Raw genomic sequence first — 16,921 nt, forward strand, 5'->3', positions numbered from 1 at the left:
TTGTTGAAAATGAGGGATTTTAACGAAGGTTTTCATTTTCTCCGGACTCAATGAATATTAAATCCGAATCTAAGCTTGTCGAGCATTGTAACCTGAGAACAATAGGCAATAAGTGAACAAGAGAAATGTTTTCTCTCCCTGAACGGAAGAGAGGCTATCATACTGATAAAGAGACGGTTATGAAACGGGATGCATCCCGCATTCTGATAAAATCGGTTATGTCCTCAGAAAGATGATGCTTGGCTGATCAGACCAGACCAGTTCCAATCGCGTTTTGCATTACCGGCCTGCAGCCCGGTGGCGCAGAACGTGCGCTCGTGCAGATTGTCACTCGATTGAATCGAGAACGCTGGGCCCCGGTGGTCTACTCTCTGACGGGGGCCGGTCCACTGGTGGAACGTCTGGATGCAGCTGGGATACCGACAGAAATCCTGGAGGTCCAATCGACCTGGGATGCGCGGATCATCTGGAAACTGGCACGAAAGCTGAAATCCCAAAAACCGCTTTTACTGCAGACATTTTTGTTTCATGCGAATCTGGCTGGCAGACTGGCCGGGAAGCTGGCCGGAATCCCGCATATTGTTTCCGGAATTCGAGTTTCAGAGAAACGGAAAAATAGTCACCTGTTGCTGGATCGATTTACAAACCGCCTGGTAGAGCTGAATATCTGTGTCAGCCAGTCGGTGGCTGATTTCTCGATTCAACAGGGGAAGTTGCAAGCGTCCAAGGTAACGGTGATTCCAAATGGCGTTGATTTTGAATTGTTTGATGAGGCTGAACCACTGGATCTAAGTCCCTGGGGAATCCCTGCTGGTGCGAAAGTGGTGCTGTTTGCAGGCAGACTGGATCCCCAGAAGGCTCCCCACGATCTGCTGACCGCGTTTGAACCCTTCGCTCAAGAGGCGGATGATTTTCATCTGCTGTTTGTCGGGGAGGGACCATTGAAAGCGGAACTGCAGCAGAAAGCCGGTACGCTGACCTGTGCAGATCGGATTCATTTTTCCGGCTGGCAGGCCCAGGTACCCCAATTGATGCGGGCTGCAACCTGTCTGGTACTACCCTCTTTATGGGAGGGAATGCCTAACGTGGTCCTGGAAGCAATGGCGTCCGGATTGCCCGTCATTTCAACCCGGGTCGATGGAGTTTCCGAACTGATCCAGGATGGGGAGCAGGGGACCTTGGTGGCGACAGGCAGACCTGCTGAGATTCAGCAGGCGCTGCGTAAACTGAGTACCCAGCCTGCCAGGTTTATCGAGATGGCTGAAACTGCGCAAGATCTTGTGAAGAATGAGTTTACATGGGACTCAATTGCTGACAGATATGATCAGATTTATGCCCAAAGGCTGTCTCTGGAAGACTGATTCGGGGCGAAATGAGGGCCGCTGAATCGACTTCTCATAACAAAATTTAAAAATCATCAAAGTCACAATTCCTGTAGTGATAAGTATCTAGGTCGATTCGTGTTCGCCGGGATCTGACCGAGCTTTCAATCATGCTTGACGATTCCATTTTGGGTGGTAAATTCATCACTCTGTGGTGTCTGGTGGTGGTGAGTGGGGCTCAATGGCGTTAACGGGAACTTTCAATAAGATTCTGGATGGTAAACGTCGTTTGGCAATTCCAAAACGTCTCAAGGAAGAGCTCGTAGAGGAAAAGTCTCCCCAGGTTTATATTGCCCCAGGTACTGCGTCCGTATTGTTGGTCTACTCGGAGAAGGGATTTGAACAGCAGGCACAACGATTAGCGGATTTTTCCAGAAATGGTCCGGAAGCTGCCCAATATCTGCGGCTGTATTATGCCAGAGCAGAGAAAGTGGAAGTCGACTCGCAGGGAAGAGTTTGTATCCCGGAGCGATTAGCAGAACTGGCCAGTCTGGAACCGAAACAGGAAGTGGTTTTGCTGGGAGTGCAGGACCATGCGGAAATCTGGAGTGCGGAACGATGGAATACCTATCTAAATAATCATGGACCGAATTTTGATGAAATGGCCGCTCAGGCCTTTGGTCAAATGACCTGGTAGTTGTGGAAGGAATGTGGAACATTTCTGTTAGAGGACCAGGTATTAAACACAAATCATAACAATGTATTGTTCAAGGAGGACAAACTGGAACTCTTCCGCTGGCTACCGGGCTTTGCGGATTGAAGGTGAAATGGATGTCACCTGTGTGTGCTCATGATATTGGGTTGGGCCACCGGTCGTTCGTCTCCGAGTACAGGTAGAATGGATGCTGCTTGAGACGGATGGCTTCAGGGTTCCCTCCTTGAACAGGAGAAGACAGTACAGAAACAGAGTTGAGTTTTCTCCTCTGTTGTCGATTTCCCGCACGACGTGTGCATTCAATCGGTTTCAAGTCAGTCACTTAGGGCTATTAAATTCCGATTCCCAAAAATCTTTAACTGATCTTGCCAGAAATAGAGGATTTTTCTAAACTTCCTGCGCTTGAGGATCGGGCTTGTTCTAAAATCCGCAACTCAGGTCAGCAATCTCTCTGAGTTTCACTTCTCAAGTCTCTGCCCCTCCCGAAACAATCAATTCGTATTTCTACTGGTTTCTGATGGAATCATTCCGTTGGAGTCAGTCAACCAGTCTATTGTTTAATTCATTTATATAGAATCGTTTTCAGTTGAATGTCAGGTAAGCCCGGTGATCAGAAAAGGCCTGTCCATTTACCGGTCCTGTTACGTGAAGTGATAACACAACTGGATCTGTCTCCTGGGCTGATTGTCGTTGATGGCACAGTCGGGGCAGGTGGTCATAGTGAGCATATACTGAAAAAAATTAATAATGAGGGGACCTTAATTGGTCTGGATCGCGATGCCATGATGCTGGGTTTTGCCACGCAAAAATTAAAACCAGAGTCACTACCTGCAGGTCGATGCTACCTGCGGCAGAGTAGTTACGCAGAACTGCCGGCCGTGATGGAAGAGTTACAGATTTCATCTGTTGATCGTGTGTTACTGGACCTGGGCTTATCTTCCGATCAATTGAGCGACGATGAACGAGGCTTTGGATTCGAATCGGCAGGTGAACTGGATTTGCGTTTTGATACGAGACAGGGAGTTCCTGCCTGGCAGTTACTGGAAAGTCTCCCGGAATCAGAGTTATGTGAGATCCTGGAAGTCTATGGCGAAGAGCGGTTCAGTCAGCGAATTGCGAATCAAATTGTGAAACAGCGGAAAACCGCTCCCGTCAGAACTGCGGCCGATTTAATCAAAGCGGTGCAGCAGGCGATTCCTGGCAAAGCACTGGCGGCTGCCAGAAAAAATCCGGCAACGCGCGTATTTCAGGCGTTGCGGATCGCTGCAAATCAGGAACTGGAACAACTGGAAACCATGCTGGAGACTGTGTTACCACAGGTACTGCAACCTGGGGGGAGAGCTGTGATTATCAGCTTCCATTCGCTGGAAGACCGGATGGTCAAGCAGGCGTTTAAAAACCAGGCGATCTGGAAGAATCTGACTGCCAAACCGATAGTGGCGACGCAGGCAGAACAGAGAGTCAATCCACGGTGCCGCACTGCCAAGCTGCGTGTCGCTGTGAAAACATAAATGTGAGTACTGAAAATACAGGGAGGCAGACAGTTTTCTGTTTGTCTGAATAAGACTAATTTCGTTTAAACGGGAAATGGTTTAGAGCCATGACTGAAGAAAAAAAAGCAGAACAACCCACCGAAGAAGACTGGGGAATTGAAAAGCCCAAGTCGGGAATCGCCATTGAAACCAAGGTAGGACTGTGTCTGATCTGTATCCTGCTCAGTGCCTTTGGTCTGGTTGTCTATCAGAAAATAAATCGTCCTCAGGAGTCTGTCGCCATTAATGGTCCGGAAGAGGGAGGGCAGGTAGAGGAATCGTCCGGGAAAGTAGATCCTTTCGCAGCTGGTAGCGACGACTCCAAAACAACGGGTCAAGTCGCCGAGCATTCCAGTGACTTTAATCCTCCGGCTGAAGATACAGGCTTTTCAACTCCCGCCGAGCAGTCGGCTCAGGATAACCCGTTTGGCCCGGCGCAATCAGCCGCAACGGAAACCAGTCAGTTCGATCAGAATGCCTTTCAATCACAGAATGAGCCAGCGCAGCCTGTGGAGATCGCTGCCAATCAGTCGGATAACGGATTTGAACAGTTTGATCCACCGCCGCAACCCGCAAATGATTTTTCGAATCCATCTGCGAATGAATTTCAGAATGGCATGCAGAACCAGGCAGAACCTGCCGCTTTTGATAAACCGCAACAGGACCCCTTTGGCGGGGCCGACCAGTTTGCGCAGCAGCCAGCGGCAACACCTCCAGCGAACGAATTTGGTAATGAACCGGCGTCTGGTTTTTCTCAACCAGCAGCCAGCGATCAATCAGGCTTAATGGAGCAGCCTGCAGCAAATGAATTTGGTTCTGCTGCTGAAACGGGAACAGACACCGTTCAGGTCGATGAAAATCCATTCGGAGCAGAGCCAGAACCGGCTCAATCAATGCAGTCTCAGCAGCCTGCTGCCAGTGAGTTTGACGATTTTGGTCTGGCGGAAGATAAAAATTCTGTTCCGATGCAGAAATTTGATCCCGTGGCTGAGAAGACGGCCAAAGTAAATATCACTGAAATTTCCAATTCCAAAGGTTTCGACGAATTTAGTGATTCCGGTTTTGCCCAGGAACAACCTCAGGCTCCCGCTGCGGGACTCGAGAATTCTTTTGAGTCGGAAACACCGGCCATGGCTAACGAGGAGTTTGAACGCCCCGCTGTTTCGGAATTTAGCGAGACGGAAGTCGCTCAGACTGAAGAGCGTTTTGGGGATTTTCGAGCCGAAGAGTTTTCAGCACAACAGGCAGAAAGTGTGACGACTGTGAAACGTCCTGCAGCCGCCATTGATTCGAATACGTTTCGTGAAGACGAAATGACCGCAGAAAATCAGCCACAGGCACGCGGGCTGTTTGACGGACCTGCCCCTGTAAAAGAAGTTTCTACCCAGGAGTTTGGAGCGATTCAGGAAGAATCATTCAGTCAGCAGTCTGCGACAGCAGTCGGCGGGGAATATGTCGTTCAAAATGGTGAGAATTTCTGGACGATTTCGAAAAAACTGTATGGAACCGGTCGTTATTTTCAACTGCTGGCGCAGATCAATAAGAGTCGGGTCAGTGATCCTCGCAAAATGAAACCCGGTTTGAAATTGATTGCGCCTGATCAGGCTGCGATTGAAGCACGATACCAGGCCAGCCATAAGATAACCCAGACGACAGTCAGCGAGTTTACCGGTAGTACTGCCGTCCGCAAACCAGGTAAAACAGCCGGGTTTTTTATCAGTACCGATGGACGCCCCATGTACCGCGTGGGTAGCAACGACACATTGACTGATATTTCACAGAAGCATCTGGGACGGTCTTCCCGCTGGTATCAGATTTATCAGATTAACCGGCAGAGACTGCAAAACCCGAACAAGCTTCAAATTGGAACAGAATTGCAACTGCCTTATGATGCCAGCCGGGTCAGTCTTGTTCCTGGAAACTCATCCAGCCGATAGTGAATACAGGCGCAATGGTGCCTCCTGTTTCATTATCAACTTAGCCAGCGGCGAACTTCCTGATAGACTGTGTCCAGTTTGACTATCGCGTCTCCAGGTCTATTTGGACCGAGAATATCAGATTGACAGACGCTCTGATTAAATGTGATGCTCTCTAACATTCTCGCTGGTGAGGAAGGTCGATTGGATGTTATTCCGTTTCAGTAGTGCAATCTTACTGGCGGTTGCCGTCTCTCTGATTGGAATTGCACTCGAAAAAGAGAGTCTGAAGCTGAAACGACTGGTCAGTCGGCAGCATTATCAGCTGGATGTTCTGGTGAATGCTCATGCGAAGATGAAGCTGGCAACACAACGCGCGGGTTCACCCCGTCAGGTGTTGAACTCGATCGAACGCGGGGAACTGGATGTCGAATCCAATCAGCAGCCTGCTCTGAGCAACCGTCGCGAGATGCCGTTGCTGCAATGGCATTTAAATCCTCATAAGGGACAGGCAGAAAAATAATACTGTCTGCATGATATTGTAGTCTGTCGTCGGGCGGTGATCAGCAGCAGGCAGTTCTGCGGGAGAAGCAATTCTTGAATTTGGTACCATCGAATCTGCGAAACAGCTGGCGCACCTGGAGCCTGGTTCTGGTGGTGGTGCTGGCCTGGCTGGTGATTTCGGGGCGGCTGGTCTATCTGCAATACATTGGACATCGACAGTTTGCCCGGGTTGTGGCTCGACAGCAGGTCTATAAAGAAAAAATTCCCGCGCGACCAGGAGACATTCTTGATCGGAACGGTCGACTGCTGGCAACGACCATTGTCAGTAACAGCCTGTATGTTGTTCCCCAGCGCCTGGAAAATAAGAAGAAAGTCGACCGGATCTGCGACATTCTGCAACTGGATGCGGCTGCGTTTCGCAAACGGTTAAATGAAAACCAGGACAAACTGTTCCTGTGGGTCAAACGGCGTCTCTCTGATCAGGAACTGTCAGCGATCCGGGCATTGGGTCTCTCAGATGCTGTCTGGGGGTTTCGGCAGGAATACCGCAGACAGTACCCACAAGGTGCTTTAGCAGCACATGCTCTCGGACTGCGGGATATTGATGGGAAAGGTCAGGGGGGGCTGGAAGAAGCATTTGACCATCTGATTTGTGGTCAGGACGGTTATCGTTTTCTGATTCGCGATGCGCATGGCCGCGTGATTGAAGTACGCAATGACTCCCGCGTCGCGGCCAGAAACGGGGAGACGCTGGTGGTGACGCTGGATTCCATTATTCAGCTCTACACGGAACGGCAACTCCAGTCCATTGTCGAAGAGTGGAAGCCCAAAAGTGCCTGTGCGATCGTAATGGATGTCAAAACCTGTGAAGTCCTGGCGATGGCATCGGTTCCGACTTTCGATCTGAATCATCCTGAGGGGATTGATGAATCTGCCTGGAAAAATACAGCGATTGCTTCGATCTATGAGCCTGGTTCCACACTCAAGCCGTTTATTGTCGCAGCGGCGCTCGAAAAGGGATTGATTCAAACCGAGGATGAATTTGATTGTGAGCATGGCGAATACCGTATGGGAAAGCGACTGTTGCACGATCATCACAGTTACGGGCTGTTGAGCGTGACGGATGTGCTCGTAAAGTCGAGCAACATTGGTATGGCGAAAATTGGAGAGAAACTGACCAATCCGGGACTGTATGAGGCAGTGACGGCGTTCGGTTTTGGGCAGAAGACCGGTATCCAGCTGCCCGGTGAACTGGGAGGGATAGTCAGACCCTTAAAACGCTGGAATATCTATTCGACGGGTTCAGTACCGATGGGCCAGGAAATCGCTGTCACGCCGGTGCAACTGATTACTGGACATGTGGCTCTGGCGAATCAGGGGAAATTGTTGAATCCGCGTTTGATCCGTGATCAGATTGATCATAATTACTTTCCCCGTTCTGAAGAAGAGTCAGATCAGGTACGCCCCCTTGTTTCCACACCGATTGTTTCTCCGGAAGTCGCTGACTGGCTGGTTCAGGTTCCTATGGTGGAAACGGTAACACGAGGGACCGGGAGGAAAGCTCAGCTTGAGGAGTATGTGGTGTTTGGGAAGACCGGAACCGCCCAAAAGCCCGATCCGAAAACAGGTAAGTATTCTTCCGAGTTACATGTCAGTTCTTTTATTTGTGGTGCCCCGGCACATGATCCACGTGTTCTTGTGCTGGTTGTGGTGAATGAACCTTCTGTGGGCGAGAACCATTATGGGGGAACGATAGCCGGGCCTCCTGCCGCAGAAATCCTGAAGCAGACATTGATGTATCAGCGGGTTCCCTTTGATCATTCCAGTGAGACGCCTCCGGAACGGACGGCACAACGATTGCGAAATGCGCTTCGCTGAATTCGTCAGTTTACCTGTTTTGTGATTTGCAGGAAACAGGAGCTGCTCACTGCCCAGTTTTCTGGGGCTGACTTGAATCAATATTGACAAAAATTCGCTTTTTTTTGTATTAATACTCAAGTTACACCTCTCTCCTATTCAATTCCTGAACCATCACAACACTCTCAGATTATTTCTGCGAAGCGGATTTCTTCCCTTTGTGGAATACTACAATTCATTTCAACAATTCTGCTGATTACTTCCATTTTCCATCCCCTCAATCACCTGCTGATATCGAATCAGGTTACGCGTCCCTGTTGAGGACGAGCCGGTTTCATCACAGGTAGCGCAGTCATGGCCAAAGAAACAAAAGCACAACCAGAATCAGATGAGTCAGCGAACGTCGCCGTGCAGGACCCACCTGAAAAAAAATCCGGAGATGCAGATATCGAGTCTGCTGCCTCTGATTCGGTTGCATTGCGCGCTCGTGTCACAGGCTTTGTCAAATCGCGTTGGAAGATTCTGGCGGGTATCGTGCCTGTACTTCTTCTGCTGGGTGGATATCTGATGTCTCTCTCTGGTGAACCGGAAAAGACTCCGAAAGAAACACTGGCAGAAGCACTGCAGATTCTGGGGTCATCGACAGATACCAAAACACGGTCCGAGGCACTTGAACTGGCTTATGCACTGAAAAAACAGGAATATCTGGATCCGGATTTCCCGGGTGCTTTGTACTTTATTTTTGGTGTTGTTGCTTTCCAGAATGCGGAAGAACTGCATGGGGAAGCTCAGGATCACCAGTATCTGATCGCCAGCCGTTATCTGAGAGAAGCAGAACGCAGGGCCATTGATCAGGAACATCGTCCAGAATGGTGCTATGCACTTGGTACCAGTCTCTACAAGTCAGGTTCCATTCAAAAGTCGCGCCCGCTGCTGGAAGAAGCTGTCAGTACGTTTGCAGAAAATAAGTTAAATGCATCCATGTCGCTGACGGACATTTATCTCGATCACAAAGAACCGTCTGAGTTAAAGCAGGCATTTGATTTGAATTCAGAGTGTCTGCAACTGGAAGATCTGGATCCTGAGATGCGGGATCGATTGTATTTGCAGCGTGCACAGATTTTCCTGGCGCAAGGCAAGAATACTGAGGCACAGGAGGTACTGGACCGGGTCAAGCAGCAGGAGTCTGTGAATCAGGTGACACTGGTGTTTCAGGCACAAACTCTGATGGCGGAAGGGAATTACAAGGAAGCATTAACGATTCTGGCGCCGGTCAAAGACAATCTGGGGCTGGAGCGTAAATTTTCCAGGCAGGCTTCCTACCTGATGGGAGTGTGTGCCGAGTCGCTTGGTGATGCTGATGGTGCCATTGATTTTTTTGAACAGACAACTCATCGCTATGCCGGAACGCAGGAAGGCCTGGCGGCATTTCTGCGTCTGGCTGAATTACTACGGAAAAATGGTCGTACCGAAGAATCCCTGATTGCTTATCGGACTGCGTTGCGGTCCATTCACAGTCCGGATGAATTCCGCAATCGCTGGATCAGTCTGCAGAGCGTGAAGACATATGTTCTGAATGCATGGAACGACTGGGTGGATGAAGACCGGATCAAAGATGACGTGACCTACTTCAATGCGGCGATTCAACTCTCTGATTATCTGCCTCCTTTGCTGCCGGAAGTCCAGTCGAAGGAACTGGCTGCGAATGCCAATCGTCGCTGGGCGGAATATCTGCAACGCCGCTATGAAGAAGCAACTGTCACAGAGCAGGAGTCTCTTAGAGGCGAATTGAATGAACACTGGAAGCAGAGCGGGCGTGCCTATTTTGAACTCGCCCGTCGATTGACGACTTCGGATCGATATGGAGATATTCTTGCCATCTCCGCAGATCACTTTCAAAAAGGTCTGGATTTCGAAACCGCGCTCAAAGTGCTGACACGGTTCATCAATACGAATCCGGAAAAGCAAATGCCGCAGGCTCTCGTTCAGCGAGGTGAGATTTTACTGGAGCTGGATCGGCTTGATGAAGCGATTAACCACTTCGAACGAGTGATGACAAATTACCCGACCGATGTCTCTGCCTTTGAGGCCCAGTATTTACTGGGGATTGTTTATCTGGAAAAGAATGAACTTGATCAGGCTCAAGCCGTATGGAAAGAGATTCTGGAGTCGAGCCAGTTAACCCCCAAAGCAAAACAGTGGGGGGATGCATTGTTTTCGCTGGGTAAGTTGAATTTTCACCAGGGAAAAATTGCCGAGTCAGAAAAACAGAGCGAGACCGCAGAAGATGCGCCGGAAGGACAGATCACAGGTTCGAGGCAGAATCGTTATTATGAAGAGGCCACACGACGTCTGACCGAATATGTCAAACGTTATCCAGAATCAGAAAAAATATCGGAAGCACGCTATCTGCTGGCCCGGTCTTTACAGAATCTGTCAGATCAACCACTCCGGGAGATGAAGGAAGCCAGGACAGACAACGCCCGACAGGAATTAAAACGGAAGCAGTTTGGCTATTTGAATCAGGCTCTGACACAACTTCAATATCTGAATCGGGATCTGCGTCAGTTGGAAAATCGAGACAGACTTGATGCACTGGGAAAGCAGTTACTCAAGTCGAGCTGTTTTGGAAAAGCGCACATCTTGTATCTGACGGAAGAGTACGCCGAGGCAATTAAATCGTATCACGATGCCGTAAACCGGTACCCGCAATGTACGGAAGTGTTGATTGCGTATATGAAGATGTCGGGCTGTTACGAAGCATTAGGGAAAAAAAATGAAGCTAAAAGCATGCTGGAACAGGCCAAAATAATTTTGAAACAGATGCCTGACAGTGTGTTCGAGTCCGGAGCGACGAACCTGGGACGAGAAGAATGGAATCGCTGGCTGGACTGGTCGCGCGAGTTTCGTGATTCTGACAGTCGAACCAGCGCCCTGCCGCCAGTGAATGGTGCCTGAAACTGAGAAATTACCAGGGGACAGAATCTGTTCCTCATCGTTAAACCTGAATCATGATGTAATTGATATGACTTCGACAAATATGATTGATTATCCCAAACTGTTTGCAGTACGCCTGGAGTATTCCCGGGCACTGTTAACCCTGTCGCTGCAACAGCAGGAACTGATCAAGGATGATGATTATTCCAGTTTGCTGGACGTGTTAGGAAAAAAACAGAGGTTACTGGGGCAGTTGGATCAATACACGAAACAGTTGCCTCGACTCTGGGAGCAGTGGCAGCAGGACAGGGACCAGTTACCCCCCGAACAACGCGCCGCGTGTGAGCAGATTTTGAGTGATTCTGAAGCGGTGCTGGCACAGCTGCTGAAGAATGAGGATACCAGTACACAGTCCATGGTCGATCGACGGGATCGAACAAAGCAGCAGATCCAGTCGCTAAACCAGGGGGCAAAAGTCGGGGAAGCCTATCGTGACAGCCTGGCACCTTCGACCCATCGGCATCTGAATATAGATCAGTGAGAATGACAGATTACAGAAAAGATTAGAAGTATTCCCTTTGATTAAAGCGGGTTTTAATAATGAATCATAGTTTGTTACACAGTTCAACATCACGCGGCCTGATCCAGGTGATTTCAGAGGATCGCATCCGTAGACTGGAAGTCTGCACGCAGTTTTCGAACCTGGGTTATACGGTCATTCCCTTGACCGAAATGAATTTCACTCCAAAATCCCGGCGACCGGATGCCGATATCTGTGTACTCCTGGATCAACGGTCGATTACCGAGTTCATGTTTGCCGTCGATTCCGTGCCCGAGCAGAATCTGATCCCGGTGCTGTACTATCCCCTGCTGACGCATGAACTGCAGCAGGCCTGTCTGAAGCCTTCCCGTACTGCATCACATGAAACGATGGCGCCGTTTGCGGAACTGCGTACAAACGACTCGCTGGATCATATCAGTCGGCTCCTGGATTCCGCGATCAAGTACTCGCGACTGTCCCATAAATGTACTGAGTTGATTTCTGAATTAAACCTGCGTTCCAGTCGGCGGCTGATCGGATACAGCCAGGCAATCCAGACATTAAGAGACCGGATTGCAGACCTGGTGCATTTGCGAACTCCCGTACTGGTTCAGGGGGGAGTCGGATCTGAGTTGTCTGTGGTGGCAGAAATCATTCATGACTCCATGTTCCTGAACTATCAGCCGCTCATCAGAGTCAACTGTAGTACGTTGACCATTGAAAATGTTGAACGGGAACTGATCGGTTATTTTTCAAATGAAACAGGCAGTTACTCAGATGAACCGGTCTGGAATCCAGGTCAGTTCGAACAGGCGGCAGGCGGCACACTGGTGCTTGACCAGGTCCATTTGACTTCATTGCCCGTACAGGCGGCGCTGCTGAAAATTCTGGAGAGCAGCGAGTATCGTTCGCCGGAAGACAGTCAGCAGAAAAAATTGAACTGCCGCATTATCTCTCTGAGCCATCTCTCGCTGCATGAATTGTCGACGCAGAATCAGTTCAAGCGAAAACTGGCCGGCATTCTGTCTACGTCCAGTTTGTCGGTTCCGCGTTTGAATGATCGGAAAGAAGATCTCGCCCTGCTGACAGAAAACCTGTTAAGCGAAGTGGCGAACACTGAAGGAACGGTTCCAAAACTGTTGACGCTGGATGGTCTGGAACTGTTGAAGAAACATGACTGGAGCGGGGATCTCCAGGAACTGCGAAATCTGATTCAACATGTGAATCGTGTTGATAACGGGCCGCGCCTGGATGCCGCCAGTTTATTGCCCTGGATCGGGTCAGAATCGATTTCCAATGTGGATTCCCTGACAGGGATGACGCTGCGTGAAATGGAACAGAAACTGATTGAAAGCACGTTTGCACGCTGCGGAGGCAACCGGGAAAGTACGGCTCAGATTCTGGATATCGGGTTGAGAACGCTTTCCGGCAAACTCAGATCCTATGGGTATCCACCTCGGGGAGGCCCGGATTCCAAACGGACTTTTTCGGTCAGGCGTGCTGCCTGACCGCGGGTTTTGTTCTTTTAACCAGGCAGGTGAGAGTATGTTAGATCAGGTTTTAAATTCGAATGCATTACCATTACTGGAAAAAATGGCGGCGTTTGCAGAGCGTCGACAGGATGTCCTGGCAGGTAATATTGCGAATATCGATACCCCCTCATACAAGATGCGAGATCTTCCAGTTCAGGAATTTCAGCAGGCTTTACGTGATGCGGTGCAGTTGAAGGAAAACCTGACTGATCCGGTGTCGCAGCAGACTCTGGCGATGCCTGTCACTCTGGAAGCGACGAAATCTGTCGAAGCACAACTGCAGGAGTTGTTCCCGCGCAGCCTGTTTCAGGCACGGGAAGCAACTCCTCAGAACCTGACGTTTCAGGATGATAATAATCGAAGTATTGAATCACAAATGACGCAGATGACCAAAAACTCCATGATGCAGCAGTTCGCTGTGGAAGTCATGATGGCGCAGATGAATCAGTTGTTAACAGTCATTTCAGAACGCGCCTGAGATTCAGACTGAGCGAACAGGACCCATCAGAAAATTTGAAAGGAGCAGCGGATGTTAAAAGGAATTGATATCAGTACCAGTGCCCTGGTCGCCCAGCGGCAACGGATGAACACGATTGCGGGGAATATTGCTGCAGTGAATGTATCACACGATCCCGCAAGTGGTGAAGAACCCTTTTATCGCCGAATGGTTACCTTCCAGGCGGACACGGAAAGTCTGGACCAGAATGCGTCCGGAACCGGGGTAAAATATCATGTTGAAATTGATACAGACACACCGTTAAGAAAAACCTATGATCCCGGCCACCGCCATGCGGATCAGGATGGGAATGTTACCTATCCTAACATTGATCTGGTGACCGAATTCGTCAATGCACTGGAAGCAGGGCGAGCCTATGAAGCCAATATTTCGGCTCTGGATATCACTAAGGAAATGTTTAGTACGTCGTTGCGGATTTTAGCATAAATCTTAGATATATAGAGATTTCAATCATCATCTGATCTCAGGGAAGGGAACAGTATGACCAGTTCCATCAGTCATATCGGTAACTCATTACTGCCCGGTCTTTCACCGGCGGGGCTCAAAGATGCAGGGGCTGGCACGCCAGCCGGCGCCCCTTCATTTCAGAATATGATGTTACAGTCTCTGGACAGTGCCAATCAGTTACAGCTTCAATCGGAGCAGGCGATTCAGGCGGGGCTCCTGGGAGAAGATATTACTCAGGCCGAAGTCTTTTCCTCGATCAAGAAGGCAGATCTGGCTCTGAGAATGATGGTTCAAATGCGAAATAAACTTCTGGAGGCTTACAACGAGATCCAGAAGATGCAAATGTAAAACCCAGGCAAATCAGGCAGTACTTTCACCATTTTGACACGGATTCGTCGATTGGTCACCCGGTATGGATACGATAAAAAAAATATATCAGCAGTTCTCAAACCTGTTTCAAACAATGTCTGGCAGCCAGCGTGCGATTTTGCTGTCTGTCCCCCTGCTGATGATGCTGGCTTTTGGCTTCCTCTTTTTTCGGGACAGTCAATCGAGCTACGTTTCACTCTCCCTGGGTAAAGATTTTACGACCGAAGAGGTCATTCATGCCGAAGAAGTTCTGTTGCGTGCCGGGTTGACCGATTTCTCAAGAAAGGGACAGCGAATTATGGTCCCTCAGAATGAAGTACCCCGCTATAATGCCGCGCTGATTGAAGGCGGCGGACTTCCGACCGACTGGGCTTCGGAATGGCAGGAGCAGTTTGAAAAATCGAGCATGTTTGTGAGTAAGGACCAGCTGCAGGTCATGCGGGATATTGCGCTGGGAAACCAGTTGCGTCGGATGATCCGCGCGATCCCGGCGATTGAGGATGCCAGTGTGATGTGGGCCCGTTCGAAAAAACGGTTGCGCTGGAATAATACCACCCCGGAAGTGACGGCGACCGTCATGGTCAAACCCCGACCGGGACGGGAGTTGACCCCGGTTCTGGTGACCAGCCTGAGAGCTGCCGTCTCAACGATGGTTCCCGACCTGACCACGGACTCGGTAACGGTCTTCGATCAGTCCACGGGAACTTCGTTTACCGCGGATGACAAAAACGAAGCCTTTGACAGTAAATTCATCAGTTGGGTCAATAAGCATACCAAAAACTACCAGGATAAAATTCTCGATTCTCTCTCGTATATTCCAGATGTGATCGTGAATGTGAATGTCGACGTCGAAAATCTGAAACGGTATGTCGAACGCAAACAGGAAATCAGTACTGACGGTTCGGTGACACTTCAGTCAAAAGAGCAATCCACCGAACGCAGCCTCGTGGAAAAACCGACCCGGGCAGAACCGGGAGCTCGATCCAATCAGCCGAACTCCCTGGCAGTGGCGCGAGGGAACGAAAAGAATGAGAAGGTAACAGAGACGAATAATGAGGCCACCACAGCTCCGTCATTTACCTGGACAGAAAAAGAGTTTGTCGCCGCCATGCCCAGCACGGTACAGGTTTCTGTTTCCATCCCGGAGGATTACTATTCTGCAGTTGCTCTCAAACGCGGAATCAAAAAAGGAGAAGCGGAAGCGGATATCGCCGCTTTCAAACAGGCCACTGCCGCCATTCAGACCGAAGTTGAAACAAGTATTCAAAAGCACGTCCAGAAGCTGATTCCTTCACAGTCTGCCACAGATGCGGTCAGTGTCGCTTCTTATGTACGCGTTGATGCAGAAGTCCCTGAAATCGCCTTGCCGTTAACCGAAAGTGTCGGCGAGTTTGTGAGCCAGTGGGGCAGTACCCTTGGTCTGGGGTTATTCGCGATCTGGGCTTTATGGATGCTGAATAAGAGTATGCCGCAAATGGAAGAGGTCAATTCAGAAGAGATTGATCTGCCACTGAAAAGACCCGTTGACTCAACTCCCGAAGAAGAATCGGTAAAACCTAAGAAAGAACCGACACAGCGCGATGAGGTTCAGTTACTGGTTCGCGATAATCCGGAGGTTGCTGCGATGGTGTTGAGTAAATGGATCCACTCAAAATCCTGAGTTCGCTTTTCTGATTCGATGTTATTTTAATACTGGTTTTGCAGGCTGAAAAATGGATGAACTACAAAAAGCCGCCGTCTTGTTACTGAGCCTGGATAAAGCGCTCGCCGCTGAAGTGCTCAGTCTGATGTCCAAAGAAGATGTCGAAAAAGTAACGATGATGATTGCCCGGATGCAGGATGTCTCCAAGGAGCAGCAGGCCACCGTCTTGTCCGAATTTACCAATTTGCGCGGTGAGCAGACCACGATGGAGCGGGGCGGTCTGGCGGCCGTGAATGAACTGCTCGAACAGTCTCTCGGAAAAGAAGGTGCCGGCTCGATTCTGGACAGTATTAATCAGACGATGAACTCCGTACCCTTCGGTTTCCTGCAGAAATCAGGTGCGAACAACCTGTTGACCTTTATCATTGAAGAGCATCCCCAGACGATCGCGATGATCATGTCACACCTGCCCAGTAACATGGCGGCGGAAGTGCTGGCCGGACTGCCTTCCAATAAGCAGATGGATGTGATCAAACGCATTGCCAATATGGAGCAGACCAGTCCGGAAGTGATCCGCGATGTTGAGAAGAGCCTGGAGCATCGCATGAAAAACACTTTCAGCCAGGGTATGGAAAAAGCGGGGGGAGTCGAGCTGGTTGCCGAGATTCTGAACGTGACAGACCGCATGACTAACAAAGGGATTCTGGAAAGTATGGATCAGGAAACTCCCGATCTGGCGGATGAAATTCGCCGCCTGATGTTTGTCTTTGATGATCTGGTGAAACTGGATAATAAAGCGATTCAGGCTCTGTTGAAGGAAGTGGACACCAATCAGTGGGCGGTTGCCTTGAAAGGGGCTTCCGAGGAGATCAAGCAGAAAGTGCTCAGCAACCTGTCGCAGCGGGCAGCGGATATGCTGCGTGAAGAAATGGAATATCTTGGTCCTATCAAAGTCAGCGATGTGGAAGCAGTTCAGCAGCAGATCGTAGATAGTGTCAGACGCCTGGAAGATGCCGGAGAAATTGAAGTTGCTGCCGGAAATGAAAGTGAACAGTACATTACCTGATGCATGTCGGATTTTTGTCGTGAA

14 protein-coding genes are annotated in these 16,921 nt (G+C 49.7%); all 14 read left to right on the top strand.

What is annotated here, in order from left to right; translation table 11 throughout:
- Positions 1 to 239 precede the first annotated feature (239 nt).
- Positions 240 to 1,361 (top strand): glycosyltransferase, encoded by a 1,122-nt coding sequence (locus GmarT_RS10175; RefSeq protein WP_002649068.1) that lies wholly within the window; start codon positions 240 to 242, stop codon positions 1,359 to 1,361.
- Between the two features lie 202 nt (positions 1,362 to 1,563).
- The gene (locus tag GmarT_RS10180) at positions 1,564 to 2,019 is read left to right on the top strand and encodes a division/cell wall cluster transcriptional repressor MraZ (RefSeq protein ID WP_002649067.1); all 456 of its coding nucleotides are present in this window, start codon (positions 1,564 to 1,566) and stop codon (positions 2,017 to 2,019) included.
- 608 nt (positions 2,020 to 2,627) lie between these two features.
- Positions 2,628 to 3,548 carry a 16S rRNA (cytosine(1402)-N(4))-methyltransferase RsmH gene (rsmH, locus tag GmarT_RS10185; RefSeq protein ID WP_149302618.1) on the top strand — a complete coding sequence of 307 codons (921 nt, stop codon included), beginning with the start codon at positions 2,628 to 2,630 and terminating at the stop codon, positions 3,546 to 3,548.
- Positions 3,549 to 3,637: 89 nt separating this feature from the next.
- On the top strand, positions 3,638 to 5,506 hold the full coding sequence (locus GmarT_RS10190; protein ID WP_002649065.1) for a LysM peptidoglycan-binding domain-containing protein: 1,869 nt from the start codon (positions 3,638 to 3,640) through the stop codon (positions 5,504 to 5,506).
- 187 nt (positions 5,507 to 5,693) lie between these two features.
- The gene (locus tag GmarT_RS10195; protein ID WP_002649064.1) at positions 5,694 to 6,008 is read left to right on the top strand and encodes a hypothetical protein; all 315 of its coding nucleotides are present in this window, start codon (positions 5,694 to 5,696) and stop codon (positions 6,006 to 6,008) included.
- Positions 6,009 to 6,082: 74 nt separating this feature from the next.
- A complete protein-coding gene (locus GmarT_RS10200; protein ID WP_002649063.1) occupies positions 6,083 to 7,867 on the top strand; it encodes a peptidoglycan D,D-transpeptidase FtsI family protein in 1,785 nt (594 codons plus the stop codon).
- A 333-nt stretch (positions 7,868 to 8,200) separates the two neighbouring features.
- Positions 8,201 to 10,804 carry a tetratricopeptide repeat protein gene (locus tag GmarT_RS10205; protein ID WP_002649062.1) on the top strand — a complete coding sequence of 868 codons (2,604 nt, stop codon included), beginning with the start codon at positions 8,201 to 8,203 and terminating at the stop codon, positions 10,802 to 10,804.
- Positions 10,805 to 10,871: 67 nt separating this feature from the next.
- Entirely contained in the window at positions 10,872 to 11,324 is a 453-nt protein-coding gene (locus GmarT_RS10210; protein WP_149302620.1) for a flagellar export chaperone FlgN, read from the top strand.
- Positions 11,325 to 11,383: 59 nt separating this feature from the next.
- A complete protein-coding gene (locus GmarT_RS10215) occupies positions 11,384 to 12,832 on the top strand; it encodes a sigma-54-dependent transcriptional regulator (RefSeq protein ID WP_002649060.1) in 1,449 nt (482 codons plus the stop codon).
- A 37-nt stretch (positions 12,833 to 12,869) separates the two neighbouring features.
- On the top strand, positions 12,870 to 13,334 hold the full coding sequence (locus tag GmarT_RS10220) for a flagellar basal body rod protein FlgB (RefSeq protein ID WP_002649059.1): 465 nt from the start codon (positions 12,870 to 12,872) through the stop codon (positions 13,332 to 13,334).
- Positions 13,335 to 13,385: 51 nt separating this feature from the next.
- Positions 13,386 to 13,799, top strand: a complete 414-nt coding sequence (flgC, locus tag GmarT_RS10225; protein WP_002649058.1) for a flagellar basal body rod protein FlgC — start codon at positions 13,386 to 13,388, stop codon at positions 13,797 to 13,799.
- Positions 13,800 to 13,853: 54 nt separating this feature from the next.
- Positions 13,854 to 14,168 (top strand): flagellar hook-basal body complex protein FliE, encoded by a 315-nt coding sequence (gene fliE, locus GmarT_RS10230; RefSeq protein ID WP_002649057.1) that lies wholly within the window; start codon positions 13,854 to 13,856, stop codon positions 14,166 to 14,168.
- Between the two features lie 64 nt (positions 14,169 to 14,232).
- The gene (locus tag GmarT_RS10235) at positions 14,233 to 15,849 is read left to right on the top strand and encodes a flagellar M-ring protein FliF (RefSeq protein ID WP_002649056.1); all 1,617 of its coding nucleotides are present in this window, start codon (positions 14,233 to 14,235) and stop codon (positions 15,847 to 15,849) included.
- Between the two features lie 52 nt (positions 15,850 to 15,901).
- Positions 15,902 to 16,897 (top strand): flagellar motor switch protein FliG, encoded by a 996-nt coding sequence (gene fliG, locus GmarT_RS10240; RefSeq protein WP_002649055.1) that lies wholly within the window; start codon positions 15,902 to 15,904, stop codon positions 16,895 to 16,897.
- Positions 16,898 to 16,921: the final 24 nt, after the last annotated feature.

It is taken from the genome of Gimesia maris (genome assembly GCF_008298035.1).
GTDB lineage: Bacteria > Planctomycetota > Planctomycetia > Planctomycetales > Planctomycetaceae > Gimesia > Gimesia maris.